Below are 26,007 nucleotides of genomic sequence, written 5' to 3' on the forward strand. Positions count from 1 at the left end.
CCCTCCATTGGGCGACGGATGTCGCGGTGCAGCGGTTGTTCGGTGACGGTGGCAGATCGGTTTGCCTCTGGTCGGGCCCGGAGCTGCCGATCTTGTGTCATGGGTCGTTTTATCTCGGTGTGAGTGAGGCCCAGGCCGTGACGCGAGGCTACGGTCAGCGACGCTGTCGCAGTTCGGCAACAACACCGGCATCGAGGTGCCGCCGTCGGTGCTCGAAGCCCTCGGCGGCGGTCGCCGTCCGGCCGTCTCCGTCACCGTGAACGGCTACACCTTCCGGACCACGGTCGGCGCGATGCGAGGCCTCGCGCTCGTCCCCGTCTCGGCCGAACGCCGGCGCGAGAGTGGCCTCGCGGGCGGGGATGCCATCGTCGTCGACCTCGAGCTCGACGACGCGCCACGCGAGGTGGAGGTGCCCACCGATCTGTCCGACGCGCTCGAGGCCGCGGGCGCGCGCGAGGCTTTCGACCGGCTCTCGCCGAGCGCGCGCAAGGCGCACGTCTCGAACGTCGACTCCGCGAAAGCGCCGGAGACGCGTGCAAGGAGAGTCGCGGCGATTCTCGCCAAGCTCGGCTGACGCAGCGGCCCCGTAGGATTGGGGTGAGGTGAGGAGGGGCAGCGTTGGCCACCCGTCATGCGCGTACCAAGAGCTCGGAGATCGTCGCCGAAGGGCTGTACATCGCCTCCGCGGCGACCCGCCTCGCCCTCAAGAACGCCATCCTCGTCGACATTCTGGCGGGTGGGCGAGACTTCCACGCCGATCACTTTCTCGGCGACGCTCGAGATGCCCTGATCTCGCTGGCCGAGGAAGCGGAGGCCGACGCCGAGCGGACGCACCGCGAGCGCAAGGCGGCAAGTGGCCGGTACAGCGACTCGGGCGGCACGCACGATTACCGCAGCCGCGACGTCTCCAACCTGAGGTGGCGGCGCAAGCAGTCATTGCGCATCGCGAAGGAGTTGCGGGAGCGCGCCGCCGACGAGGCCGAGCTGCGCAAGCTCATCGCGGATGCGCGAGAGGCGGCCTGGAGCGAGGTCGCGGGCAACATCGACCGGACGCTGCGCATCGAGGCGGCACGGCCCGACCTCGAGCCCGACTACGAGCGCATGCGTACGGCGCGCATGCAGGCCCTCCGGATGGTCGACCTGCCGCGGCTGCGCTCTCAGCGCCGCAACGTCCAGCGGCAGGCCGCCGACCGTGATGACACCGTCGATTCGGCGGCGACGCCGGTGATCGACTAGCCCTACCGCGCTCGATTCGCTCTTTGTGCGAGAGCGGGCTATGCTTGACGACGGCCCGGGAGAGATTCCCGGCCATGCGCCCGTAGCTCAATGGATAGAGCATCTGACTACGGATCAGAAGGTTAGGGGTTCGAGTCCCTTCGGGCGCACACTGTGTTGAGACAGTGAACGAGAGGCCTCCGCTCTGCGGGGGCTTCTTTGTTTTTCTCGACTCGTCTCTTTCCGTCTCGCGCTCGGGCGCTTTTGTTGTGGTTGTGGACATTTCCGTCCGGTATCGCGTAGCGTGATCCCGTGACCGAACGAAACTGGGCCGGAACACACACCTTCAGTGCTGACGGAGTGATCACGCCGACCACGATCGCCGAGGCGCAAGACATCGTCGCCTCCCACGAACGGGTCCGGTCGCTCGGGACGCGGCACTCGTTCAACGACCTCGCCGACACGCGGGGCGTCCTGCTCGATCTCACCGCGATCGATCCCGACATCGTGATCGACGAGCACGCGCGCATCGTCACCGTCGGAGCCGGCACGCGCTACGCCGTCGTGGCGCGCCACCTCGCCGACCACGGCTGGGGACTGCACAATATGGGGTCGTTGCCGCACATCTCCGTGGGCGGTGCCACCGCGACGTCGACGCACGGCTCGGGGGACCGCAACGGCTCGCTCGCGACCGCCGTGCGCGCGCTGACGTTCATCGGCCCGGCGGGCGATCTCCGCACGGTGTCGGCGGGTGACGCGGACTTCCCCGGGAGCGTCGTGCACCTCGGTGCGCTGGGGCCCGTCACGCGGCTCACCCTGGCGATCGAGCCGACCTACCAGGTGCGCCAAGACACCTACACCGGGCTGACGTGGGACGACCTGTTCGAGCGTTTCGACGACGTGACGGCATCCGGGTACAGCGTCAGCGTCTTCACCCGCTGGAACACGCCCGACGTCGGGGAGGTCTGGGTCAAGGAGCGTCTCGACGACGCTTCCGCCCCCGAGATGGCCGACCGGCTGCTCAGTGCGCGCCGGGTCTCGGCCAAGGCCGACTCGCCGGCTGCCGACGGGGTCGACAACACCACCGAACAGGGCGGCATCCCGGGGGACTGGTGCGAGCGCCTGCCGCACTTCCGCATCGATGCGACGCCGTCCAACGGAGACGAGATCCAGACGGAGTACTGGGTCGACCGTGCCACCGCTGTCGAGGCGATCGCGGCGGTGCGCTCGATCGCCGACCGGGTCGAGCCTGCGCTCCTGGTCACCGAGCTGCGTACCGTGGCAGCTGATGAGCTGTGGCTCTCGCCCGGATTCGGGCGAGACAGCGTCTGCATCCACTTCACCTGGAAGAACGAGCCGGATGCGGTGCGCACCGCGATCTCGCACGTGGAGCGGGTCCTCGCGCCGTTCGACCCGCGCCCGCACTGGGGCAAGGTCTTCTCGATGCCCATCGGCGACTCGTTGCCCCACCTCGAGGGCTTCCGCGAGCTCGTGGCCCGCGTCGATCCGGGCGGGAAGTTCTCGGGCCCGTATCTCGAGCGGGTGCTGGGCATTCCCGCTCTCTGAACACGGCCCGATCGCGGTGCCGCCCGTCGGCCGCCGGTGCGCACGCCCCGCCCGAGCCGCGCGGCAGCCCCGTTGTCGCCTCTGCTCCCCAGCAGAGGGAACCGGCCCCCAAGACCCGTCGGGGCGGTGGCGAAGTGCACGCACCAGCGGCACGAGGGTCTATTCGGAGCAGCACCCGAGATGGATCGTCCGGTTCGATGGGAGAACGCTGGGAGAGGCGGATGTCGGACCCGGACCTGGAGCCGGACGCGGCACGGGGTCAGGGCGCATCGAACGGGCGCGCGGCCTCAATGATGCGGCTCAGGTCGACAGCGGTCCGCGTCCACGGCGAGATGCGGCCGTCGTGGCGGGGCGGCACGATCTCGACGACGCGAGCGAGAGCGTTCTCGGCTTCCTCGACGGATTCTGCGGTGGCGGGATCGCCGAGCGGGCTCGCCACTGCCCGTGCGGTGGCGCGGACGGCCTCGGCGAGCTCGGCGCGCACGGGTGCGGCGTCGGGGGTCGTGGGGAGGGCGTCGATGCCCGCGGCGAGTTCGATGGTCTGGCGGACCGTGTTCTCGAGTGCCTTCAGACGCCGGTTGTTCTCGGTCTCGATTCCGCGGCGGCGGCGGGCGAGCGGGTGGGCCTTGCGACTGCGAGCGGCCTCACGGACGTCGGTCGAGACGGCCTCGAGGATCTCCTCGAGGTAGTTCTGACCGGTCGGGTCGGTCGGCGCTCCGTCCGCGACCGACGTCGCGAGCATCTCGAGGCGGTCCGACACGGCGTCGCGCAGCTGCGACAGACGGGTGGACGCGCGACGCAGGTACAGGGGCGGGACGATCGCGAGGTTGACGGCGACGCCGATGATCACGCCGAACGCCATCGTCACGAGGTACGAGACGGAGAAGCCGCTCGCGTCGTTGGCGCCGAGGAGCAGGACGAACAGGGCGGCGATCGCGATCCAGTCCTTGCCGGCGCCGAGCGCGCGAATGCCGCCGATCGCGACCCCGACGCCGACGACGATCGCGACCCCGGCGATCCGCGGGCTCGAACCCGAGACGATCCACAGCCCGGCGAGCCCGATGGCGATGCCGATGGCCAGCCCGGCGACCGCTTGGAGTCCGGCCTTGGCCGAGTCGGCGATCGTGGGGTACATGCTCACGAGCACGCCGAGCGGGGCGTAGTACGAGTACTCGTCGTGCGCGAACGGCACGTACGGGGCGAGATACCACGCGATGGCGGCAGCGAGAGCAGCCTTGCCGGCGAGCAGGAGGCGGGAGACGGCGAAGGCCTCCCCGCCGGCAGTTCGCGCCGCAGTCTTGAGCGACGCCAGACGGGGGTGAGGTGCGGTGGTCATCGACCGAAACGATAGGCCCGCGGCTGTTCCCGCGGCATGCCCTTGACGCGACCGACCGCGCGCGGCAATTGCTGACGTACCCTCGATGCGTGAGCGCTTACGTCTCGGCGTTCGAGCTGTTCTCCATCGGTGTAGGACCCTCGAGCTCCCATACGGTCGGACCGCTGCGCGCGGCTCGAACCTTCGTCGATGCGCTGCAGAGGGCGGGGCGCCTCGGCGAGGTCGCCCGCGTCGGCTGCGTGCTGTTCGGGTCGCTCGGCGCGACCGGTATCGGTCACGGCACGCCGGACGCCGTGGTTGCGGGTTTGCAGGGTCATGTGCCCGAGACGGTCGACCCCGACGCCGTCCGCGGGGCGTGGACGGGCTGGCCCGACGGCGCGCCGCTGCTGCTCGCGGGCGTGCATCCGGTCGCCTTCTCCCGGAGCGACGTGACGCTCGAGCCGCGCACGCGGCTGCCGCAGCATCCGAACGCGATGACGCTGACCGCCTGGGATGCCGCGGGCGTGGTCGTGGCGAGCGAGACGTACTTCTCGGTCGGGGGCGGCTTCATCCGGCGGGCCGGCGACGGCGATGCCGGCGCGGGGAGCGGACGTGATGGTGGTGCCGTGTGGCCTTACCGGTTCGGGAGCGCCGCCGAGCTGTTGGCGCTGTGCGAACGAGAGCAGCTCAGCATCGCGGGGCTCGCGCGACGCAATGAGGAGGCGCTCAGACCTGAGTCCGAGGTCGCTGCGGGGCTCGACGCGATCTGGGATGCCATGACGGAGTGCGTCGAGGCGGGGCTGCGTGCCGAGGGCACGCTTCCCGGGATGCTGCAGGTGCGGCGCCGGGCCGGCGCGATGCGTGCTCAGCTCGAAGCTGCCGAGGCTGCGGGCGGGCGGGAGCTGCCGGGAGAGTGGCTCGGGGCCTTCGCGCTCGCCGTCAACGAGGAGAACGCATCGGGGGGACGCGTCGTCACCGCGCCGACGAACGGGGCGGCCGGCATCCTGCCGGCGGTGGCGATGTACTGGTGGCGCTTCGCAGCGGAATCGATGCTCGCGCCCGAACACCTCGACCGGCGTCGCGGCATCCGGAGGTTCCTGCTGACGGCGACGGCGCTCGGGTCGCTGTTCAAGGCCAACGCCTCGATCTCGGGAGCGGAGGGCGGTTGCCAGGCGGAGGTCGGCTCGGCGTGCGCGATGGCGGCGGGAGGTCTGACGGCCGTCATGGGCGGTACCAACGCCCAGATCGAGAACGCCGCGGAGATCGCGATGGAGCATCACCTGGGGCTGACGTGCGACCCGGTAGGAGGGCTCGTTCAGATCCCGTGCATCGAGCGGAACGCCATCGCGGCGTCGACGGCTGTCACCGCCGCCCGCCTCGCCCTGCGGGGCGACGGGCGGCACTACGTGTCGCTCGACGCCGTCGTCGAGACGATGCGTCAGACGGGCGTCGACATGTCGCACAAGTACAAGGAGACGAGCGAGGGCGGTCTCGCGGTCAACGTCGTCGAGTGCTGATCGCCGCTCGTGCGCCCCGATATCGGGGCGATGTTCGCCGTGCGTGAACCGTTGGCACTCGATGGGGCAGAGTGCTAATCTGGATGCAGTTGAGCCGCTAAGACTCAACTTTCAGATCTCAACACGAACAACCAGAGAAGGGAAAGAACGATGGCTTCTTACGACCCGTTCCGCGACCTCGACCGCATCGCCTCGAGCCTCTTCGACACGCGCCGCGGTCCTCGCCGCATGCCGATGGATCTCTACCGTGACGGCGACCACTACGTCATGACCGCCGACCTGCCGGGCATCGACCCGGGCTCGGTCGACATCGACGTCGACGGCCAGCTGCTGACCATCCGCGCTGAGCGCACGCTCGCGAGCGGCGATGGCGTCAAGTGGATCACGCGCGAGCGCGAGGCCGCGAGCTTCCTGCGCCAGCTGAACCTCGGCCAGGGCGTCGACACCGAGGGCATCGCCGCGACGTACAACAACGGTGTGCTCACGGTGACGATCCCCGTCAGCGAGAAGGCCAAGCCGCGCAAGGTCGAGGTCACGACCGACGCCGCCGCGCCGGTGGTGCCGATCGAGAACTGATCGCGCTGCGCAACGGGCGGCCGCAGCTCCTTCGGGGGCGGCGGCCGCCCTCTTGCGTGGTCGTGATTCAGAAAGGCGGCCCGCCATCCGGCGACGCCCCGCCGATGTCGCCACCCGGTGGAGGATCCGCGGTGTCGATGGTGAAGCACACCGCCGGTATCGGGACGTCTTCGCGGTAGACCCGGCCCAGGGGTGAGGTCCATTCCAGGACCCCGCCGCCGATCTGCCGGACCTCCCACTTCGTGAATTGCTTCATGGAGTGGTGTCGTTGGCAGAGGTGGGCGAGGTTGAAGATGTGGGTGTGGCCGCCCTTGGCGTAGTCGATGGTGTGGTCGATCTCGCACCGGATCGCCGCCCGCCGGCATCCGGGGAACCGGCAGTGCTGGTCTCGGGCGGTGAGGAGCTTCTTCATCGACGCGGTCGGCCGGTAGGTGTCGACCTCGACGGGGGTGCGGGTGAGGGGTCGATGAAGAGCCGGTCCCACTCGGACACCTGCCCCGCGAGCTGACGCGCCGTGTCGGCGTCGATCAGCGCGGCCCCCACCGCCTCGGCGGGGTGCTCGTCCTTCCCCACCAACGTCTCGGCGGTGACAGCGACCTGCACCCGCCCGCGGATCGCACCGAGCCCGCCCGCCCGATCACTCCCATACGTGGGGTCGACAACGGGCGCCCCACCGAGCAGGAGGTCGCTGAGGATGTCGGCGCGCAGCTGATCCATCGTCCGCACATCCGGCGCCTCGCCCGTGCCCACCTCGCCAGCGCCCGCGTCGCTGGAGCCCGCGGTCGCAACCGCAGTCGTCCCGCTCAGCCCGGCGCTACCCGCCCCCGCAGCATTCGCCCGCGCGTCCCTCACCGACTGTCCCATCTGCGTCAGTCGATCGAGCATCCCGGCCGCGATGACGGTCGGCAGGTTGGCGACGAGGCTCGACATCCCGTCGGCCCCGTGGAACAGCCGCACGCACCGCTCCGCGGCGGCCGCCCTATGCCGTTCGGTGAAGGTCCGCGGGACGAGCCGTGCCGCCAATGCTTCGAGCGCGCCCCTCACGCGCGAGGGCACGTCTCGTTCGCACACAGCGATCGCCGCCTGCTGGAACTCGGTCCGCACGTCCTCGGGCACCCCCGCGCCGGCGCGCACGATCACATCCACGTGCCCACGCTCGATGCGCCGCGCCACCCACGCCGCGAACACCGCCGCGTAGTCGTCGACAACGGTCATCGTGTGGTCGATTTCGAACTGCAAGCGACGATCTGTCGACCGGGCGATCCCTGCGGCTTCCGCGGCGACCGATCGCAGCTCCATGTCGGACGCCATGCCCCGCACGCCCTCGCGGCGCGCTTCGCGCAACGCCGACCGGCCCAGTTCCGCGAGTGCCCGCATCCGCGCGATGTCAGCAGCGTGAACCAGGTCCAACGCTTCGGTGAATACGGAGAACGCCTCGGCATGCGGCGACCCACCCGGGCCGCTGCCGACCCCGGACCTGTCACTGCCCCTCGATGACATGTTCCCATCATGACACTGGGGTACGACATTGGGATCGAAACTATGTACGCATGGGGATGACTCGAAACAGCGCTCTGTCGGGAAGGAATCGAGACCCCGCGAGACCCGCGAGACGTCCGACCCGCGCGAGGCGTCAGGACGCGAGGCGTCAGGACGAGCGGCGCAGCTTCGTCGTGAGCTGCTCGAGCTGCTCGAGCTCGTCCGTCGACAACACCGACATGCGCTCGGCGATCGACCGACCGTGCGCGGCCGCGAGCCGGCGGAAGGCCGAGACGCCCTCCGGCGTCGCGGTGAGCATCGCGCCGCGCCCGTCGGTCGGATCGCCGCACTTCGTGATGAGGCCGCGCGAGACCATCTTGTCGACCAGTCGAGACACGCTCGGTTGGCTGATGAGCATGTTGGCGGTCACGTCCCTCAGTCGTGCGCGGTGACCCGCGCCGCGCGTGACCGTCAGCAGGACGTCGTACTCCGCCTGACTGAGCTCGTCGCTCATGAAGTCGTTGCTGATGTCGTCGAAGATCTCGTGTTGCGCACGGAAGAGGCTCTCCCAGGCCGCCACGGCACGACGACGATCGCTCATGGCGACAACTTTACTGCCCGCCTATGCTGGTCGGCATGATCCGGCGCACGCGAGCGGCGTTCGTGGTACTCATCCTCGCGCTGATCGGATATTTCTTCGGCGTCGCCGGTCCCGCCGCGGCGTCAGCGGACGAGACCACGGATCTCGACGCGTTCGTCTTCGACTCGCTCACCGTCGATTACACCCTCTCCCGCGACGACGACGGCACCGCGCGCATGCGCGTGGTCGAGACGTTCGTCGCGGACTTCCCGCAGGTGGATCAGAACCGGGGCATGCGTCGACTCATCCCCGACACGTACAACGGGCAGCCGCTGCATCCTCGCCTCATATCGGTCACTGACGAGCGGGGTCAGCCGCGCCCGGTCGAGACGGACAGCGAGGACGGCACGTTCGGCATCCTGACCCGCGACTCGGCCTACCTCCACGGGCTCAACACCTTCGTCTTCACCTACGACCTCGAGAACGTCGTCTGGGACTTTCCGGACACCGGGCTCGAGTTCTTCTGGGACGTCAACGGCACCGACTGGAACCAGCCCTTTCGAGAGGTGACAGCCACGCTGCGTCTCGATCCAGCGCTCGCGGAGTCCCTCGCCGGACGTCAGGCCTGCTACGCCGGCAAGGAGGGCGCCACGACCGCCTGCGCGAACATCGCCGCGTCGGCCGACGGCGCGACGATCGTGGCATCGGCGAGCGATCTCGCCCCGCACGAGACGCTGACCCTCGCGGTCGGCTTCGAAGCGGGCGCATTCGAGACGTACGACACGTCGTTCCTCGCATCACCGTTCGGCTGGCTCCAGGCGGGTGCGGCCGCGCTGCTGACCGGGGCGACGGGATGGGCCGTCCGGAACCGGCGACGCCACCTGCGCCATGAGCCGGGACGGCCGACGATCGTCGCGGAGTACACGCCGCCGGATGGCCTCGATGCCCTCGAATCCGCAGTGCTGCTCGGGCAGACCTCGAAGGCCATCCCGGCTGAGGTGCTCGAGCAGGCGATCGTGGGGTCCATCCGCATCGTGGAGGGTGAGAAGCCCCGGTGGGGCGCCGCGAAGCTCCGAGCCCAGCTCGTCGATCCCTCCCTCGCGGATCACGACGGGAGGATGCTGCTCGACGGGCTGTTCCCTGCGGGTGAACCCGGCGACGAGTATGAGTTCGGGTCGTCGGACACGCGCTTCTCGACCGTCGCCCAGAAGATCCTCAAGGCCGCCGGCGACGACCTCAAACAGCGGGGGATGTACCGACCTGTCGCGGCGGGTGCACGCGCGTGGCCGATCGCCGCATGGTCGGTCGCCGTGTTGCTGGTCGTCGTGTTCGGCGTGCTCGCGTTGACGAGCTTCGTGCACCCCGCGGTTCCCGTCGCTCTGCTGGTGCTCGCGTTCGCGTCGTTCTTCGTCGTGCTATTCGCGATGGCCGCGGTGCCGCTGTCCGCTCGCGGCGCCGAGCTCCGGGACCACCTCGCCGGATTGAAGACCTTCATCGCTTGGGCCGAGGAGGACCGCATCCGTGCCCTCCAGTCGCCACGGGGCGCCGAGCGGCGGCAGGTCGACACCGACGACCCCCGGCAGATGCTGCATCTTTACGAGCGGCTCCTTCCTTACGCCGTGGTGTTCGGGCTGGAGAAGGAGTGGTCGCGGCACCTGACCGCTCTCTACGCGGCCGCGGGCGTGGCGGCCCCGATCTGGTACGCCGGTTCCGGAGCCTTCGACGCCTCGTCGTTCGCGGCGGGGATCGGCACCCTGTCGTCCAGCGCCTCATCGTCGTCGTCGACGTCGGGCGGGTCGAGCGGCGGCGGGTCGGCCGGCGGGGGAGGCGGCGGTGGTGGTGGCGGCGGGACCTGACCGGTCGTCACGCGCCCGGTCGACACACGCTCCGGACGCAGTTGAGGGTCCGACCGAAGAGGCATTCGGTCGGACCCTCGTCCCTTTGCACCAAGAGTTTCCTGCAATCACATGCCGGTGGCTGCCACAGCAAAACAGCTACCGTGCGAGCACTCCATAACGGCGAGATAACGACGAGCAAGGGTTTTCCGTTATCTCTTCGTAATCATCGGCAACATCGACCCGAGTCGCCGGTGCCTCAGCGTCCCGGCCCTCGCGCGTCACCGGTCTGTCAGGATGAGCGCGTGCACGCACACGGTCGAGACACCGCCGGCGGACCCTTCGTGGTCACGCTCGTCGTCGATCTGCCCATCGCGAAACCCGACGCGCTCGAGACGATCGCCTTCGTCTCGGACGGCGCCATCGAGAACGCGGGCACGGCCTATCCGCGCGTCGGGCTGGGGCGAGGCGTCTGGGCCGAGGTGCAGATCCCGAGGTTCGCCGATCCGCCTCCGCTCGCCGTCGATGTGTGCTCGGACGTGTCGTGGGACGTCGCCGCGACCGAGGCTGCGCGCCTCGCCGACGCTCTGCGCCGTGTCGGGTGGGCCGTGCGGTCGCCTCGGCCCGACGAGGTCTGAGCGTTCCGCCCGGTGGCAGCCCGGCGGCCCTCCGGCGGCGACGTCCTCAGCGAACGAGGCGTGCTCAGCCTGTGACGGCGAAGAGCCCGGCGATGCCCGCGGCGTAGAGGAGCAGCACGGTCAGCGAATCGATGCCCATGCCGGCGATCCGCTTCGCAGGTCGGAAGATCAGGCCGACGACGTAGACGAGGGTCAGCAGCGCCGCCAGGGCGGTGAGGTAGATGTCGGCGCCGTTCGCCTGCGGCAGCACCGCTTGACCCGAGATGAGCGTGGCCACCAGGAACAGCACGGGCAGGAAGGCGTTGCCGCCGAAGATGTCGCTCATCGCGAGGTTGTCGTCGCCCTGCCGCATCGCCTGGAGCCCGGTCGAGATCTCGGGAAGCGCGGTCGCGAGCGCGAGCACGGTCGCGCCGAAGATAACGCCCGACAGCCCGATGCCGTCGGCGATCGCATCGCCGACGCGCTCGAGCACGACCCCGGCGCCGAGGGTCGCGAGGGCAGCGACGGCGAAGATCGCGACGACGGCGCCCGTCCGCATCGAGTGATGAGGATGCTGCGGCTTCGTCCTGCGGTGCCCCGGATCGTGCTCGCCGGCTCCGGGTGAGGTGCCGTTCTCGTGCCAGGGGAGGTGCTTTCCGGCGCGCTGGACGAGGACGAGCCCGACCAGCCAGATCGCGGCGATCAGCACGACGTCGGGGGTGAGCCGGGCGACGATGAGATCTCCCGGCAGCTGGCTGCCCACCATGACGACGGTCAGCACCGCCACGACCACGACGGCCTCGAGGACGAGCACGAGGGATGCTGCGCGGTACGTCAGCGGTCGGACTCCGCGCCCGCGTTTGCCGAACACGTCGAGGATCACCAGCACGACCGTCTGCAGGGCGATGCCACCGAGGATGTTCCCGACGGCGACCTCGAGGTTTCCCGACACCGCAGCGCTGACGGTGATGGCGATCTCGGGCAGGTTGGTGGCGACGGCGAGCACGATGAGCCCGCCGAACGCGCTGCCGATGTGCCAGCGCGCGTCGAGGACATCCGTGGTTTTCGACAGCTGGATGCCGGCGACCCACACGATCGCGGCGGCGCCGGCGAACATCAGGAGCAGCAGCCAGAGGGGCAGGGCGGACATGCCCTCAGTGCACACCCGAACGTGCGCGTGGATGTACCTCTTGCGCCGGCGGGGGAAGCGACTCCGCGGAACCGGCCGCCGCGCTCAGCGCAGCCAGCTGCTGCGACCGAACCGCTCCCACCGTTCGACGATGTGCTCCTGACCGTCAGCCGTCGTCTCGAGCACCGTTGTGCCACCGATGACCACGTGCTCGACACGGGACTCGACGGCCAGCGGGTCGCCGGACCACACGACGAGGTCACCGTCGCGCCCGGGTTCGAGGGCGCCGACGCGATCGTCGAGCCGCAGGATGGCGGCGGGGTTCGTCGTCAGGGCCTGCAGGGCGACATCCGCCGGGAGTCCTTCCCGCACGGCGAGGATCGCCTGCAGGCGGATCTGGTCGATCGGGACCACGGGGTGGTCGGTCGTGATGGCGACCGTCACCCCCGCTGCGGCGATCAGGGCGAGGGCGCCGATGGCGCGGTCGCGCAGCTCGACCTTCGAGCGCGAGGTGAGCATGGGGCCGAAGATGACCGGAATGCCCTTCTCGGCCAGGACGTCGGCGATCTTGTGCCCTTCGGTGCCGTGGTTGACGACGAGTCGGTAGCCGAACTCCTCCGCCAGACGGATCGCGGTCACGATGTCGTCGTGGCGATGGCTGTGCTGATCCCACAGCAGCGTGCCGTCGAGCACCTCCGCGAGCGTCTCCTTGCCGAGGTCGCGTTCGAACGGCTCGCCCTTGGCGGCCGCGGCATCCCGTTTGGCGACGTAATTCTGGGCGCCGACGAAGGCGTCGCGCAGCACCGAGGCGACACCGAGCCGCGTCGAGGGCGTCTGCTTCTTGTCGCCGTACACCCGCTTGGGGTTCTCGCCGAGCGCGGACTTCACCGACACGTTCTCGGCGATGACCTGCTCGTCGACCGTGCGCCCGCCCCACGTCTTGATGGCGACGGTGCGTCCGCCGATCGGGTTGCCCGACCCGGGCTTGATCACGACGGAGGTGACGCCGCCGCGCAGTGCGTCGCGGAAGCCGACCTCGTCGATGTCGATGCCGTCGAGCGCTCGGAAGCGCGCGCCGTTCGGGTCGGTCATCTCGTTGGTGTCGTTGCCGGACCACCCCTCGCCGTCTTCGTGGACGCCGAGGTGGCCGTGCGCCTCGACGAAACCGGGCAGCACCCAGCGGCCGCCGGCATCCACGACCTCGGCGCCGTCGGGGACGGTGGTCTCGGCGCCGCCGACCGCGGTGATGACTCCGTCGGTGACGATCACGGTGCCGCCCTCGATGACGGGTGCGGACACGGGAACGATACGGCCGTTCACGACGGCGAGGATGCGGGGGGCCATGCCCTCGACCCTATGTCGGGCGGTCACTGCAGGCAGAACTCGTTGCCTTCGGGGTCGCGCATCTGCCAGTAGCGCTCGGGCCAGGCACCCCACTGCTGCTCCACGAGCCGGACGACGCTCGCCCCGAGGCCGACCAGCCGGTCCTTCTCGGCGTCGACGGCGGCGGACGTCGCGCGGTGCTCGCCGTCGGCGGGAGCGACCGTGACGTCGATGTGCAGGCGGTTGCGCCCCCGCTTTCCGCCGTCCGCGTGGTGGAAGTAGAGGCGCGGGCCGCGACCCTCGGGGTCTTCGGCGAGCCCGCGGCGGTCGAGATCGTCATCGGTCAGACCCGCTGCGAGCTGCTGCCGGCGGATGTCGTCGGGCCAGTCGAGTCGCGGATAGCCGAAGACATCGGACCAGAAGTGCGACAGCGCCCGCGGGTCGTCTGCGTAGAAGGTGATGTTTCCGAGCCTGTTCATGGTGACCTCCTCGTCGCGACCGACGGTACTCCGACCCACCGACACCGGCACACCGAGCCGCTACACCCGCCTCCGTCGCACGACAACGGGGCTGACCGCGTCCGCGCGTCGGCCTAGCGTGGGCGTTCCACGCAGGACAAGGAGGAACCAGAATGAGCCTCAACGGAAATGTGCCCTTCGTCGCCCCCGGCGCAATGCCCGTCGACCCGGTCGACGAGGCCCCGACGCTAGAGGTCGGTGGCGAGGACGTCCTCGACGGCGATGCCGACGACTCCCAGGTGTCGAGCATCGACGCCGATCACCTCGCCGCCACCGAGCCCGACGAGAACTGAAAGCCGGCACAGAACGCCGAAAGCGCACGTCCGCACGGTCTCCGCGTGAGCGGACCGTGCGGACGTGCGCTTTCGTTCAGCGTCCGCGGTGAGGATCAGTACCAGCCGACCGACTGCGAGTGACCCCACGCGCCGCACGGCGAACCGTAGCGGCCGGAGATGTAGCCGAGGCCCCAGCGGACCTGCGTGACCGCGCTGGTCCGCCAATCGCCACCGGCAGAGGCCATCTTGCTGCCCGGGAGCGCCTGCGGGATGCCGAAGGCGCCGCTGCCGCTGTTGTAGGCCTGGTAGTTCCAGCCGGACTCCTTGTTCCACAGCGAGACGAGGCACGAGAACTGGTCCTGGCCCCAGCCGAAGTCGCCGAGCATGTTGCTCGCGGCCTGCTGCGCGGCACCGGGGGAGTTGTCGCCCGTCGACGCGACCGCCGAGGCAGTCGGCGCGGGGGACGACGAGGACGACGAGGAGGAAGACGTGGATCGCGAGCTGCTCTGTCGCTCGGCAGCGGCTGCAGCATCCGCCTCGGCCTGCGCCTGTGCGGCGGCCTCGGCTGCGGCGGCCTCCTCGGCGGCGATGCGCGCGGCCTCTTCTTCGGCGGCCTTCTGGGCCTGAGCGGCTTCGAGACGGCCGCGCAGATCCGCCGTGGCGGCCTGCACGTCGTCAGCCTCGTCGGCCAGCTTCTCGGTCAGGTCGGGGAGGAGGAGGGTCGGGATGACGTCGGTGTCCTGGAGGCCCGCGATGCGCTCGCGCAGCTGCGCGGTGTCGATGGTCGTCTCGCCCTCGATGGGCAGAGCGGCCGCCGAGACGTCGCCGGTCACCGTCGCCGCCTCGACGACCGAGGCCTCGGCGGCCGCGACGGCGTCGGAGGTCGCCTGCTCGATCGCGCTCAGCGGCTCGGCGGTCGACGTGGCGGCTGCGGTCACGAGCGCCGCGCGCTGCATGACCGGTGCCGCACCCGACGCCGTGGGGAGTGCCGCCGATGCCGTCGTTCCCACCACCGCGGTGAGGCCGACGGCCAGCCCGAGGGTGAGGGCGGCCGGGCGGAGGACGCGGCGGGTTGCGGAGGTGGATCGCCGCAGATCGCGGCGGGTGGGCTGGCTCGACGAAGAAGTCATGCGAACAGGGGCGGTCCTTCGGTGTTGCGGGCACCGCGCGAGGCGGCGGGCGTCTCGGGCGGACGCACAAAACTCCCCGAGTCTGCGCCGTCAGTCTGGACGAGTCCCGGGCACTCCCTGGACGTAACCTGGGAGCGGCCACCGTCCGGACCGTCTCCGCGGCGGGATACCCTGGCCGGACGGCGGCCCGCGCTGCCCGTGCATCCGCTCGAATCGAGGAGGAAAAGATGGCAGAGATCGAGAGCTTCACGCTCGACCACACCGCCGTGCTCGCCCCGTACGTCCGTCGGATCGGTGTCGAGCACGGACCGGGCGGCGGAACCATCACGAACTTCGATGTCCGTTTCGTTCAGCCCAACGCCGGCGAGATCCCCACGGCGGGTATACACACCATCGAACATATGCTGGCGGGTCTGCTGCGCGACCGCATCGACGGCGTCATCGACATCTCCCCGTTCGGATGCCGCACCGGTTTCCATCTGCTGATGTGGGGCGAGCCCGAGGTCGCCGACGTCGTCGCCGCGCTCACCGGCAGCCTGCGGTTCATCGCCGACGAGGCCGTCGAGTCCGACATCCCCGGCGTCTCTGCCCTGGAGTGCGGCAACTACCGCGATCACTCGCTGCACTCGGCGCGCGAGTGGTCGAAGACCGTGCTCGACCAGGGCATCAGCCTCGACGCGTTCTCGCGCGTCGGAGTGTGACCCGCACCGGATCCGTTTCGTTCGGGACCTTTTCCCGTCAGCAGCGCTCCCTTCGCGTCGGCGAGGCGCGCGGCGATGCTCGCGACCTCTGCCGCACCGCTCTCTCGCGGTGCCCGGAATCCTTCATCCGGGGGAGCGGAAGGGAGTGTGGTCAGGCCACGACCGGTCAACCCCTCGTTCCCGGCGAATTCTCAGAGTAGAGTTCCGGGCGGAGAACTTCGACCATCCGTCGGGGAACAGGAGAAGAGCAATGGCGACAAGCCCCGCTGAATCGATCGTCGACGCCGTCGGCGGTCCCGGAAACATCGAGAGTCTGACGCACTGCGCGACGCGGCTGCGGTTCCAACTGCGCGATTCCTCGAACGTCGATCAATCGACGGTCGAGGCGATCCCGGGCGTCATGGGAGCCGTCCCTCAGGCAGGCAACCGATACCAGGTCGTCATCGGAGGCGCGGTCCAGAACGTCTACAACGACATCAACGCGCTCCCGGCCATGTCGGGGACCGGCGGTGGCGCCGTCGACGAGGACGACATGGACTCGGTGAAGGCGCGCGAGCGCGCGAAGGGCCCGCGCGGCAAGGTCGCCTGGCTCGACTCGCTCTTCGAGTTCCTCTCCGACTCGTTCCGCCCGATCCTGGGCGCGCTGCTCGGCGCCTCGCTGTTCATCACCTTCATGGCGCTGATGGCGACCCTCGGCGTCATCCCGGCCTGGAACGCTCCCGGTGTGACGCTCGAGCCGTCGTGGCAGTTCGTCAACCTGATGTGGCAGTGCGTCTTCATCTTCCTGCCGCTGATGGTCGCGTACAACGCCGCCAAGAAGGTCGGCGCCGACCCGTGGGTCGGCTTCGCGATCATGGCGGTCGTGATGCTGCCGGGCTTCACCGGGCTCGCCGACCAGGAGGGCGCGCAGCAGATCACCTTCCTCGGCTCGGACATCACGACCATCTCGGTCTTCGGTCTGCCGCTGACGATCTTCGACTACAGCTCGCAGGTCTTCCCGCCGCTGCTCATGGCCGGAGCCCTCGGCCTGCTGTGGAAGGGGCTGCGCAAGGTCATCCCCGAGAACATCCAGCTGATCTTCGTGCCGTTCATCGCGATGCTCGTCATGATCCCGCTCACCGCCTTCCTCATCGGCCCGATCGGCGTCTACGCCGGCGCGGGACTGGCGAACCTGCTCAGCTCGATCAACGACTTCTCGCCGTTCATCTTCGCGATCGTCATTCCGCTGGCCTACCCGTTCATGGTGCCGCTGGGCCTGCACTGGCCGATCAACGCGATCATGCTGCTGAACATCCAGACCCTCGGCTACGACTTCATCCAGGGCCCCATGGGCGCGTGGAACTTCGCGTGCTTCGGCGCAACCGCCGGCGTGCTGTGGATCGCGTGGCGCGCGCGTGACAAGCAGATGCGGCAGACGGCGACCGGTGCTCTGGCGGCGGGCCTGCTCGGCGGCATCTCGGAGCCCTCGCTCTACGGCATCCACCTGCGGTTCAAGCGCATCTACCCGCGGATGCTCGTGGGATGCCTCGTCGGCGGTCTCATCATCGGCATCGGCGGCGGCGTGAAGACGCAGGCCTTCGTGTTCACGTCGCTGCTGACGATCCCGGCGTTCGACTCGGTCATCCTGTACGGCATCGCCGTTCTCGCCTCCTTCGTCGTCGCCATGGCGCTCGTCATCATCAGCGACTACCGCACGCCGGAACAGCGCGCCGAGTTCGAGGCGCAGCGCGACAAGGCCGAGGCGAAGGCAGGAGTGCCCGCCGCGACGGCCGGCGCGACCGCGACCGCCACGGCGGCAGCGGGGTCGTCGACCTCCACGCCGGCGCAGACGGCGCAGGGGACTGCGACCGCGACGCTCGACAAGCCGGGCGCGACCGACGAGGTCTCGGCCGCGTTCGAGATCGCCTCGCCCCTCGACGGCACGGTCGTGGAACTGTCGGACGTGCCCGACCCGGTCTTCGGCGGCGGCGTCATGGGTCCGGGCGTCGCGATCGAGCCGACCGGCAACACCGTCGTCTCGCCCGGTGCCGGAACCGTCGCGGCGGCCCAGCCCACCGGACACGCGTTCGGCCTCGAGCTCGACAACGGCGTGGAGCTGCTGATCCACGTCGGCATCGACACCGTCAACCTGAAGGGCGAGGGGTTCGAGGTCCATGTCAAGGCCGGCGACCGCGTCGAGCAGGGCACACCCCTGGTGACGTTCGACCGCTCGGTGATCGAGAAGGCGGGTTACCCGCTGATCACGCCGGTCATCGTCCTCAACGCGGACGCGTTCGCGACGGTGGACCCTGTGGGCCTCGGCGCCACGACCGCCGGCAGCCCGCTCCTGATCGTCGAGAAGTAACACTCCTTCGAACGTCGACTCGCCACGAATCGCGGATGCCGGGCCTCCGGCATCCGCGATTCCGGCGAGTCGACGTTCTGTTTCAGGAGCGGCGGCGCAGCAGCAGGATGCCGTCCGAGACGTGGTGCCCGGTGGACGGAGCCGGGCGGTCACGGATCTCCTCGCGCTCGACCGACCACTGCGCCGGGTCGAGACCGAGCGCAGCGCGCTCCTCGGCGGGAGCCGCGAACGGCGGATGGTCGTGCGCCTCGGCGGACGCCGGCGCGCTCACGTGCGACACCACGAGCAGACGGCCCCCGGGAGCGACGCGCCGGAGCGCCTCGCGCAGCAGCGGGATACGGGAGAACTCCGGATCCCACGAGTGCAGGAAGCTCGTCGTCACCAGGTCGAAGAGGCCGAGCTCCACGGCGTCGATCTCTCCCGCGATGAACGTCGCGTCGAGCCGAGCCTGCCGTGCTGCGGCCTGCGCTCGCGAGATGGCCGTCGGTGAAAGGTCCACTCCCGTGACGGACCACCCCCGTGCTGCGAGCCAGAGGGCGTCGCCGCCCTCGCCGCAGGCCAGATCGAGCGCGGTGCCCGGGACGAGCGAACCGGCGGCTTCGAGCTCGGTGATCACGCTCGACGTGGTCTCGTTCACACGTCCGGACCACACCCGATCCGTCTCGGCGTACCGCGCCTCCCAGTCGGCGGCGTGACCACGGCGCCGGGCGACCGCCGCTGCTGCGTCGCGAAAGACGAGCGCAGCGTTGACGGCGGCGCCCGCCATCGAGCCCGCGCCCATCGAGAGCGGGACGTTCGCCATCGGGACCACCACGTTGCCTGCAGCCCAGACGAGCGGATGACTCGTCGCCCCCGCCGCGTCGACGGCGATGAACGAGCCCACCGGCCCGTCGGCGCGCGCGAGGTCGAGGTCGGCGAGGAAGGCGTCGTGCGGCTCGAGGCGGCCGCCGGTGAAGATCGCGTCGACCGCGATGTGCTCGCCGTCGGCCGTGACGACGGCGCCGATCTCTGCATCGTCACCGATGCCGTCACCCGGGCCCACGACACCGATGACCGATGAGGCGACGATGCGGATGCCGCGGGCCGCGAGTCGCTCTCGGACGTCGTCGCCGAGGTCTCCGGCCGCGGCCGTGAACGCCACCACGTCCGCACTCCACTGCCGCACCAGTTCGATCTGATGCAGGCTCATCGGCGACGTCGCCAGCACGCCGATGCGGCGGTCGCGCACCTCCCAGCCGTGGCAGTACGGGCAGTGGAGCACGGTGCGACCCCAGCGCGCGGCGAGACCGGGCACGTCGGGCAGGTGGTCGGCCACACCGGTTGCGACCAGGAGTGCCCGCGCCGTGATGCGCTCGGCGCCCGCGAGCTCGATCTCGAGCCCGCCCTCGATCTCGCCGACCCGTTCCACGCGCGCCGAGCGGAAGGCGACACCGTACTTCTCCGCCTCCGAGCGCCCACGGCGGCGGAGCTCGGCGGGGGAGGTGCCGTCGAAGCCGACGACCGCGTGCATGTGTTCCGCGAAGCGGTTGCGCGGGCTGTCCGAGTCGAGCACGAGAGTGCGGCGGCGGGCGCGGCCGAGCATCTGTGCGGCGCTCAGCCCGGCAGGGCCGGCGCCGACGATGACGACATCCTGATCGAAGTTCTGCATGACGACAGCATCCGGCGTCGGAGGCGCCTATGGCAAAGCGGTTTGCAGAAATGGCAAACTGAGGACATGACCGGATTGGAACAGATCGGCCCCCGCCTGCGCGCGGCACGGCAGGAACGCGGCCTGACCCTCGACGAGCTCGCCGGGCGGGCGGGCATGTCGACGAGCACGCTGTCGCGCCTGGAGTCGGGAAAGCGCCAAGCGAGCCTCGAGCTGCTCGTGCCGCTCACACGCGAGCTCGGCATCCGCATCGACGATCTCGTGCCCGCCGAGCATCCCGATCCGCGCGTCCGACGACCCGCGACGACCCGCCACGGGCATGTCGTCGCGCCCCTCACGCGCGAGAGCTCGCCCGTGCAGACCTACAAGGTGACCTTCCCCCCGGCCGACGCGGCGCCCGAGCCGCGGGTGCACGACGGGTTCGAGTGGTTCTACGTGCTGAGCGGACGCGTCCGCCTCGTGCTCGGCGACCGTGAGCTCACGCTGTCGCGGGGAGAGGCCGTCGAGTTCGACACCCGCACCCCGCATTCCATCAGCGCGGTCGGGACGCGCCCCGCCGAGGTCATCAGCATCTTCAACGCCGCCGGCGAGCGCATGCACACCTACGTCGCGGGCGACTGACCGATCGGGTGGCGTGCACGATCTCCGCGGTCGGCTCGAAAAGCGGGTCTCCCCGCTGCTGTGGAGCCGGAAGCGCAGGAGTTCTGCAGCGCCGCCCCGGGCTCAGACCGTGCGGTGCTCCCGGTAGTAGGCCAGGAGGGCTCGGGTCGAGGCGTCCTGGGTCTCAACCGCGGCTTCGTCGCCCTCGATCGCGGGGGCGATCTGCAGGGCCAGCTGCTTGCCGAGCTCGACGCCCCACTGGTCGAAGGAGTTGATGCCCCAGATCGTGCCCTGCGTGAACGTGATGTGCTCGTAGAGTGCGATGAGCTCGCCGAGTACCTTCGGGGTCAGCGCCGGGGCGAAGATCGACGTCGTCGGCCGGTTGCCGGCGAAGGTCCGGGCCGCCACGAGCGCCCCCGTGGTGCCCTCGGCCTCGACCTCTTCAGCCGTCTTGCCGAAGGCGAGCGCCTTCGTCTGGGCCAGGAAGTTCGCGAGGAACAGGCCGTGCACGTCGCGCCCGCCGTCGGTGAGGGGGTGGGCGGGGTTGACGAAGGCGATGAAGTCGGCCGGGATGAGGCGGGTGCCCTGGTGGATCAGCTGATAGAACGCGTGCTGGCCGTTGGTGCCGGGCTCGCCCCAGAAGACCTCGCCGGTGTCGGAGGTGACGGGGGTGCCGTCCCAGCGCACCGACTTGCCGTTGGACTCCATCGTGAGCTGCTGCAGGTAGGCCGCGAAGCGGTGCAGCTGCTGCGCGTAGGGGAGCACCGCGTGGGTCTGCGCGCCGAGGAAGTTCGTGTACCAGACGTTCAGCAGGCCCATGAGCACCGGGACGTTCTGCGCGAGCGGGGCGGATGCCACGTGCTCGTCGACGGCGTGGAAGCCGGCGAGCAGGTCGCGGAACGCCTCGGGTCCGAGCTCGATCACGAGCGAGAGTCCGATCGCGGAGTCGACGGAGTAGCGCCCACCCACCCAGTCCCAGAAGCCGAAAGCGTTGGCGGGGTCGATGCCGAAAGCCTCGACCTTGTCAAGGGCGGTCGACACGGCGACGAAGTGATGCGCGACGGCATCCGTCTTCTTCGCCTCGCTGTCGTCGATCGCGCCGACGCCCTGGAGTCCCGTCCACAGCCAATCGCGAGCGAGGCGGGCGTTCGTGAGCGTCTCGAGCGTCGTGAAGGTCTTCGACGCGACGATGAACAGGGTGGTCTCGGGGTCGAGGTCGGCGGTCTTGTTCGCGATGTCGAACGGGTCGATGTTCGAGACGAACCGGGCCTGGATTCCGGCGGTCGCGTACGGACGCAGGGCCTCGGAGATCATGACGGGGCCGAGGTCGGAGCCGCCGATGCCGATGTTGACGACGTGCGTGACCTTCTTGCCCGTCACGCCCTTCCACTCGCCCGAGCGGACGCGATCGGCGAAGGCCGACATCTTCTCGAGCACGGCCTGAACGTCGGTGTCGATGTCCTGCCCGTCGACGACGAGCTCGGGCGACGCGCCGGCCGGACGGCGGAGCGCGGTGTGGAGCACAGCGCGGTCTTCGCTCGTGTTGATGTGCTCACCGGCGACCATGGCTGCGTAGCGCTCGGCGACTCCGGTCTGCTCGGCCAGGCGCACGAGGGCGGCGACGATCTCGTCGGTGACGAGGTTCTTCGACAGGTCGACGTGCAGATCGGCCAGCGTCAGGCTCAGGCGTTCGACGCGACCGGGGTCGCTGTCGAACCAGCCGCGGAGGTCGGGGGTGAAGCCGTTCTTCAGCGACTCGAGGTCGGTCCAGGCGGCGGTGGTGGTGGCATCGATGGGAGCAGCGGTCACGCTCTCACGGTAGCCCCGGTGTCGCGTCCTCGTCCACGCGGCGCGGCGGAAGAACCCTCGGCGATGCGTCCGTCGACGAGGCGGCACACCGCGTCGACCTCGCCCAGTTCGGCGAGATCGTGCGTGACGGCGACGACCGCGACACCCGTCCGCGCGACTGTCGCGAGAGCGGATGCCACGGCTTCGCGGGATGCCGCATCGAGTCCGCTCATCGGCTCGTCGAGCAGCAGCAAATCGGCATCCTGCGCGAGCGCCTGAGCGATGTGGGCCCGCTGACGCTGCCCGCCGGACAGCAGCCCCAGGGGTCGGCGTGAGAGAGGGGTCAGCCCGACCGTCTCGATGGCGTCGGCGATGCGGGTGCGATCGCTGCGTCGAAGCGGCAGGAAAGGGCCGCGCTCGCGCCAGCGTCCCATCGCCACGAGGTCGCTCACCGTCAGGGGCAGGCGCGCTCCGTCGTTCGAGGTCTGCGGCACGAGCCCGACGCGGGTCCCGGGTGCGCGGTCGACCGTTCCCGACGCCGGCGACAGCAGCCCGGCGGCGACGGCGAGCAGTGTCGACTTGCCCGATCCGTTGGCGCCCACGATCGCGAGGACCTCGTCTCGTGAGATGTCGAGGTCGATCCCGCGGAGGGCGACGTGGCCGTCGAATGCGACGGTGACCCCGCGCAGTTCGGCGACGAGTCGACGGCGGGTCGGGATGACTGTCGAGCTGAACACCCGCCCAGTATCGCAAATGAAAACCGTTCTCACTTTCATGTAGGGTCATCGATTGTGTCCCTCCTCCTCGACCCGTTCGCTGTGGCCTTCGTCCAGCGCGCCTTCATCGGCGGCGCCCTCGTCGCGATCGTGTGCGGCATCGTCGGCACCTGGGTCGTCCTGCGGGGCATGGCCTTCCTCGGCGAAGCGATGGCGCACGGGATGCTTCCGGGCGTCGCGGTCGCAACCCTCACGGGGTTCCCGCCGATGGTCGGCGCCGCCGTCAGCGCGGCGGCGATGTCGCTCGGCGTCGGTGCGCTGCAGCGTCGGGGCCGACTCTCCGCCGACACGAGCATCGGGCTGCTCTTCGTCGCGAGTCTCTCGCTCGGGATCATCGTCATCTCGGCATCCCGCAGCTTCGCGACGGATGCTTCGGCGATCCTGTTCGGCGACATCCTGGCGATCGGCTCGTCCGAACTCGTCGCGCTCGCCGCCGCGCTCGTCGTCACCGTCGTCGTCGCCGCCCTCGGGCATCGCTCCTTCGTCGCGCTCACCGTCGACCCGCGTCAGGCGCAGCTGCTGGGGCTCCGTCCGCGCGCCGCGCACATCGTGCTTGTCGGACTCGTCACCCTCGCCGTCGTCTCGGCCTATCAGGCCGTCGGGTCGCTCCTCGTGGTGGGCATGCTGCTCGGCCCGGCCGTCGCGGCGGGCCAGTGGACGCGGCGCATCGTCCCGACCATGGTGCTGGCGGCCGGTATCGGCACGCTGTCGGTCGCCGTGGGCCTGCTCGTGTCGTGGCATGCCGCCACCGCGGCGGGCGCCACCGTCGCCTTCACCGCGATCTGCTCGGGAGCCGTCTCGACCGGCATCCGCGCCCTCGTCCGCGCCCTGACCCGCCCGGACGGACGCCGCACTCCGGCATCCGTCATCCCGAACACCTCGGAAAGGACCGCATGAGATCTCGTGCCCCTCTCTCGCTCATCGCCCTGACAGCAGGCGCCGCACTGCTCGCGGGCTGTCAGGCGACCCCCTCCGACGCGTCCGCCGCACCGGATGCCGAACCCACCTCCCTCGGCGATGCCGTCGGCGACGGTCACGGCGCGATCGCCGGGGCACGCGAGCTGGCCGAGCCGGCCCTGCACCTCACGAGCATCGGCACCGACGGCGCCGTGCACCACCTCGACCTGATCGACGAGCAGACCGAGACCCTCGGCGAGATTGCCCCGGCCGACTCCGTCGACAGCGAGGGCCGCTTCCTCTTCGCCGGGCGCGAGGACGAGGTCTCGATCATCGACAGCGGCGTGTGGACGTGGAACCACATCGACCACTTCCACTACTACGAAGCCCCCGCGCGCATTCTTGGAGAGGTGGCCGGCGCCGGGACGCCGCACACGGTGACGAGCGACCTCGGCGTCGGCATCTACTTCGACGACAGCGGTGGCGGCGACGGTGAAAGCGGCGGTGGCGGCGAGGCCGTACTGCTCGACTTCGACGCGCTGAAGAAGGGCGACGTCGTCGAGAGCTTCCGGCTCGACCTCGACGCGCCCGGCTCCTTCGTGGCGCCGATCCCGTCGGGCGCGCTGATCGCGGATGCCGCGTCGGGCGAGATCCGGCACGTCGATGCCTCCGGCGACGAACTCGGCACCACGTCGTGCGTCGAGCCCGCCGGCTCAATCGCGACGAACGTGGGCGTCGTCATCGGGTGCGCGGACGGCGCGGTGCTGGCCGTCTCGGATGCCGCGGGAACGGCATTCGAGCGCATCCCGTACCCGGAAGACGGACCGAACCGCGCGCTCGGGTTCGCGAACCGCGAGGGCCGCCCGACGGTGGCGGGCCACACCGACTCGTCGACCTTCTGGCTGCTCGACACCCGAGAGCGCTCGTGGACGGCCCACGACGCGGGTGAGCCCGTCGTCCGGGTGACGGCGATCGACGACGCCGATGAGACCGTCGTCGCCCTGACGGCCGACGGCTCCGTGAACGTCTTCTCGGGTGCCACCGGCGAGCGGCTCGCCCGAACGGCACCGCTCGTGCCCGCATCGCTCGGCGACCCTGCTCTCGCGGGCGGGGTGGACCTCGTCGCCGATCAGCGCCGCACGTACCTCAACGGACCGGCCGAGCGAACACTGTTCGAGCTCGACCCCGCAGATGGCGGACGCGTGGCCCGCACCTTCGCCGTAGACCACGCTCCGGCGCTCTTCACGGAGACCGGCCGATGAGGCGCGCAGCCCTCGCCCTGGGTCTCATCGTCGGCGTCGCGTCTCTCGCGGGGTGCGCCGCCGGTGGCAGCGACCGGCCGACGGTCGTCGTCACGACAAACATCCTCGGCGACATCGTCGAGACGGTGGCGGGCGAACACCTCGACGTCGTGACCTTCATGCCGCGCGACGCCGACCCCCACTCGTTCGAGCTGTCGGCCCAGGATGCCGCGACGATGCGCAGCGCCGACCTCGTCGTCTCGAACGGGCTCGGCCTCGAAGAGGGTGTGCAGCATCACGTCGACGCCAGCGCCGACGACGGGGTCGCCCAGTTCGTCGCGGGCAACCACGTCGAGACACTGGGGTACCTCGACTCCGACGCCGTCGATCCGCACTTCTGGACCGACCCGACTCAGACCGTGCGCGTCGTCGACGCTCTCGCTCCTGTGCTCGCCGAGCTGGCCGGTGACGGCGGGCAGGCCGTGACGGATGCGGCGGACGCCTACGTCGCGGAGCTCGAGGCGGTCGATGCCGACATGTCGGCGGGGTTCGCCGCGATCCCCACCGAACACCGAGCGCTCGTGACCAATCACCACGTCTTCGGCTATCTCGCGCGTCGCTACGACGTGCGCATCCTCGGCGCAGCGGTTCCGGGCGGCACGACCCTCGCAGCCCCGAGCGCGTCCGACCTGCAGGAGCTCGTCGACGCGATCGATTCCGCGGGCGTCCGCACGATCTTCGCCGACTCGTCGCAGCCCGACCGGCTGATGCGGGTGCTCGCCGACGAAGCCGGGCGCGACGTGTCGGTCGTGCCGCTTCTGACCGAGTCGCTCGCGCCGGCCGGGCAGTCCGGCGACACCTACCTCGACATGATGCGCCAGAACCTCCAGCGCATCACCGACGGCCTCACCCGATGAGGCATTTCCCTGGAAAGGAA

At 70.1% G+C, this 26,007-nt stretch carries 25 protein-coding genes and 1 tRNA gene; 15 read left to right on the forward strand and 11 right to left on the reverse strand.

Annotated features, from left to right (window positions below; all coding sequences use genetic code 11):
- Window positions 1-163 precede the first annotated feature (163 nt).
- The 4 genes from ACPYN5_RS11430 to ACPYN5_RS11445 all read left to right on the forward strand — a co-directional run bounded on the left by ACPYN5_RS11430 (window position 164) and on the right by ACPYN5_RS11445 (window position 2,781).
- The gene (locus ACPYN5_RS11430; protein ID WP_424449223.1) at window positions 164-574 is read left to right on the forward strand and encodes a YdeI/OmpD-associated family protein; all 411 of its coding nucleotides are present in this window, start codon (window positions 164-166) and stop codon (window positions 572-574) included.
- 44 nt (window positions 575-618) lie between these two features.
- Complete coding sequence (locus ACPYN5_RS11435) at window positions 619-1,236, forward strand: asparagine synthase (RefSeq protein WP_424449114.1); 618 nt, start codon at window positions 619-621, stop codon at window positions 1,234-1,236.
- A 76-nt stretch (window positions 1,237-1,312) separates the two neighbouring features.
- Window positions 1,313-1,385: transfer RNA gene (locus tag ACPYN5_RS11440), tRNA-Arg, on the forward strand.
- 142 nt (window positions 1,386-1,527) lie between these two features.
- Entirely contained in the window at window positions 1,528-2,781 is a 1,254-nt protein-coding gene (locus ACPYN5_RS11445) for an FAD-binding protein (protein ID WP_424449115.1), read from the forward strand.
- Window positions 2,782-3,040: 259 nt separating this feature from the next.
- Here the strand turns inward: ACPYN5_RS11445 and ACPYN5_RS11450 are convergent, their stop codons facing one another.
- The gene (locus ACPYN5_RS11450) at window positions 3,041-4,117 is read right to left on the reverse strand and encodes an FUSC family protein (protein WP_424449116.1); all 1,077 of its coding nucleotides are present in this window, start codon (window positions 4,115-4,117) and stop codon (window positions 3,041-3,043) included.
- An 89-nt stretch (window positions 4,118-4,206) separates the two neighbouring features.
- Between ACPYN5_RS11450 and ACPYN5_RS11455 the strand changes: the two genes are divergently transcribed.
- Both ACPYN5_RS11455 and ACPYN5_RS11460 read left to right on the forward strand, forming a co-directional pair.
- Window positions 4,207-5,613: an L-serine ammonia-lyase gene (locus ACPYN5_RS11455; protein ID WP_424449117.1), complete on the forward strand. Its 1,407-nt coding sequence runs from the start codon at window positions 4,207-4,209 to the stop codon at window positions 5,611-5,613.
- A 150-nt stretch (window positions 5,614-5,763) separates the two neighbouring features.
- Window positions 5,764-6,189, forward strand: a complete 426-nt coding sequence (locus tag ACPYN5_RS11460; protein WP_424449118.1) for an Hsp20/alpha crystallin family protein — start codon at window positions 5,764-5,766, stop codon at window positions 6,187-6,189.
- Between the two features lie 67 nt (window positions 6,190-6,256).
- On the opposite strand, the gene ACPYN5_RS11465 is transcribed toward ACPYN5_RS11460, so the two are convergent.
- The 3 genes from ACPYN5_RS11465 to ACPYN5_RS11475 form a co-directional block, all read right to left on the reverse strand.
- Window positions 6,257-6,601, reverse strand: coding sequence for an HNH endonuclease signature motif containing protein (locus ACPYN5_RS11465; RefSeq protein ID WP_424449119.1), 345 nt, complete (start codon window positions 6,599-6,601; stop codon window positions 6,257-6,259).
- On the reverse strand, window positions 6,598-7,566 hold the full coding sequence (locus ACPYN5_RS11470; protein ID WP_424449120.1) for a 13E12 repeat family protein: 969 nt from the start codon (window positions 7,564-7,566) through the stop codon (window positions 6,598-6,600). Before ACPYN5_RS11470 ends, ACPYN5_RS11465 begins: the two co-directional genes overlap by 4 nt.
- Window positions 7,567-7,837: 271 nt before the next feature.
- Complete coding sequence (locus tag ACPYN5_RS11475; RefSeq protein ID WP_424449121.1) at window positions 7,838-8,269, reverse strand: MarR family winged helix-turn-helix transcriptional regulator; 432 nt, start codon at window positions 8,267-8,269, stop codon at window positions 7,838-7,840.
- A gap of 35 nt (window positions 8,270-8,304) precedes the next feature.
- Here ACPYN5_RS11475 and ACPYN5_RS11480 point away from each other — a divergent pair, with 35 nt between their 5' ends.
- Both ACPYN5_RS11480 and ACPYN5_RS11485 read left to right on the forward strand, forming a co-directional pair.
- Window positions 8,305-10,104, forward strand: a complete 1,800-nt coding sequence (locus tag ACPYN5_RS11480) for a DUF2207 domain-containing protein (protein WP_424449122.1) — start codon at window positions 8,305-8,307, stop codon at window positions 10,102-10,104.
- 284 nt (window positions 10,105-10,388) lie between these two features.
- Window positions 10,389-10,721, forward strand: a complete 333-nt coding sequence (locus tag ACPYN5_RS11485; protein ID WP_424449123.1) for a hypothetical protein — start codon at window positions 10,389-10,391, stop codon at window positions 10,719-10,721.
- A gap of 64 nt (window positions 10,722-10,785) precedes the next feature.
- Here the strand turns inward: ACPYN5_RS11485 and ACPYN5_RS11490 are convergent, their stop codons facing one another.
- From ACPYN5_RS11490 to ACPYN5_RS11500, 3 genes are all read right to left on the reverse strand, one after another.
- Window positions 10,786-11,850, reverse strand: coding sequence for a sodium:calcium antiporter (locus ACPYN5_RS11490; protein WP_424449124.1), 1,065 nt, complete (start codon window positions 11,848-11,850; stop codon window positions 10,786-10,788).
- A gap of 84 nt (window positions 11,851-11,934) precedes the next feature.
- Entirely contained in the window at window positions 11,935-13,173 is a 1,239-nt protein-coding gene (locus ACPYN5_RS11495) for an amidohydrolase (RefSeq protein ID WP_424449125.1), read from the reverse strand.
- Window positions 13,174-13,196: 23 nt separating this feature from the next.
- Window positions 13,197-13,631, reverse strand: a complete 435-nt coding sequence (locus ACPYN5_RS11500) for a VOC family protein (protein ID WP_424449126.1) — start codon at window positions 13,629-13,631, stop codon at window positions 13,197-13,199.
- Between the two features lie 152 nt (window positions 13,632-13,783).
- On the opposite strand from ACPYN5_RS11500, the gene ACPYN5_RS11505 reads away from it, so the two are divergent.
- Window positions 13,784-13,963: a hypothetical protein gene (locus ACPYN5_RS11505; RefSeq protein ID WP_424449127.1), complete on the forward strand. Its 180-nt coding sequence runs from the start codon at window positions 13,784-13,786 to the stop codon at window positions 13,961-13,963.
- 95 nt (window positions 13,964-14,058) lie between these two features.
- Here the strand turns inward: ACPYN5_RS11505 and ACPYN5_RS11510 are convergent, their stop codons facing one another.
- Window positions 14,059-15,075 carry an aggregation-promoting factor C-terminal-like domain-containing protein gene (locus ACPYN5_RS11510; protein WP_424449128.1) on the reverse strand — a complete coding sequence of 339 codons (1,017 nt, stop codon included), beginning with the start codon at window positions 15,073-15,075 and terminating at the stop codon, window positions 14,059-14,061.
- Between the two features lie 227 nt (window positions 15,076-15,302).
- Between ACPYN5_RS11510 and ACPYN5_RS11515 the strand changes: the two genes are divergently transcribed.
- Both ACPYN5_RS11515 and ACPYN5_RS11520 read left to right on the forward strand, forming a co-directional pair.
- Entirely contained in the window at window positions 15,303-15,776 is a 474-nt protein-coding gene (locus ACPYN5_RS11515) for an S-ribosylhomocysteine lyase (protein ID WP_094262278.1), read from the forward strand.
- A gap of 250 nt (window positions 15,777-16,026) precedes the next feature.
- Entirely contained in the window at window positions 16,027-18,120 is a 2,094-nt protein-coding gene (locus tag ACPYN5_RS11520; RefSeq protein ID WP_424449129.1) for a glucose PTS transporter subunit IIA, read from the forward strand.
- An 82-nt stretch (window positions 18,121-18,202) separates the two neighbouring features.
- On the opposite strand, the gene ACPYN5_RS11525 is transcribed toward ACPYN5_RS11520, so the two are convergent.
- Entirely contained in the window at window positions 18,203-19,768 is a 1,566-nt protein-coding gene (locus ACPYN5_RS11525; protein WP_424449130.1) for an FAD-dependent oxidoreductase, read from the reverse strand.
- A gap of 66 nt (window positions 19,769-19,834) precedes the next feature.
- Between ACPYN5_RS11525 and ACPYN5_RS11530 the strand changes: the two genes are divergently transcribed.
- Entirely contained in the window at window positions 19,835-20,389 is a 555-nt protein-coding gene (locus tag ACPYN5_RS11530) for a helix-turn-helix domain-containing protein (protein ID WP_424449131.1), read from the forward strand.
- A gap of 102 nt (window positions 20,390-20,491) precedes the next feature.
- Here ACPYN5_RS11530 and pgi read toward each other — a convergent pair whose 3' ends face one another.
- Together pgi and aztA are read right to left on the reverse strand one after the other, a co-directional pair.
- Window positions 20,492-22,177 carry a glucose-6-phosphate isomerase gene (gene pgi, locus ACPYN5_RS11535; protein ID WP_424449132.1) on the reverse strand — a complete coding sequence of 562 codons (1,686 nt, stop codon included), beginning with the start codon at window positions 22,175-22,177 and terminating at the stop codon, window positions 20,492-20,494.
- Entirely contained in the window at window positions 22,174-22,893 is a 720-nt protein-coding gene (gene aztA, locus ACPYN5_RS11540) for a zinc ABC transporter ATP-binding protein AztA (protein ID WP_424449133.1), read from the reverse strand. Before aztA ends, pgi begins: the two co-directional genes overlap by 4 nt.
- A gap of 54 nt (window positions 22,894-22,947) precedes the next feature.
- Between aztA and aztB the strand changes: the two genes are divergently transcribed.
- From aztB to ACPYN5_RS11555, 3 genes are read left to right on the forward strand one after another with little or no spacing between them, the layout of a single operon-like run.
- On the forward strand, window positions 22,948-23,829 hold the full coding sequence (gene aztB / locus ACPYN5_RS11545) for a zinc ABC transporter permease AztB (RefSeq protein ID WP_424449134.1): 882 nt from the start codon (window positions 22,948-22,950) through the stop codon (window positions 23,827-23,829).
- Window positions 23,826-25,091 (forward strand): hypothetical protein, encoded by a 1,266-nt coding sequence (locus tag ACPYN5_RS11550; RefSeq protein WP_424449135.1) that lies wholly within the window; start codon window positions 23,826-23,828, stop codon window positions 25,089-25,091. Before aztB ends, ACPYN5_RS11550 begins: the two co-directional genes overlap by 4 nt.
- Entirely contained in the window at window positions 25,088-25,987 is a 900-nt protein-coding gene (locus ACPYN5_RS11555) for a metal ABC transporter solute-binding protein, Zn/Mn family (protein ID WP_424449136.1), read from the forward strand. Before ACPYN5_RS11550 ends, ACPYN5_RS11555 begins: the two co-directional genes overlap by 4 nt.
- The last annotated feature ends 20 nt before the right edge of the window (window positions 25,988-26,007 follow it).

The organism is Microbacterium arborescens (assembly GCF_049707515.1).
Lineage (GTDB): Bacteria > Actinomycetota > Actinomycetes > Actinomycetales > Microbacteriaceae > Microbacterium > Microbacterium arborescens_B.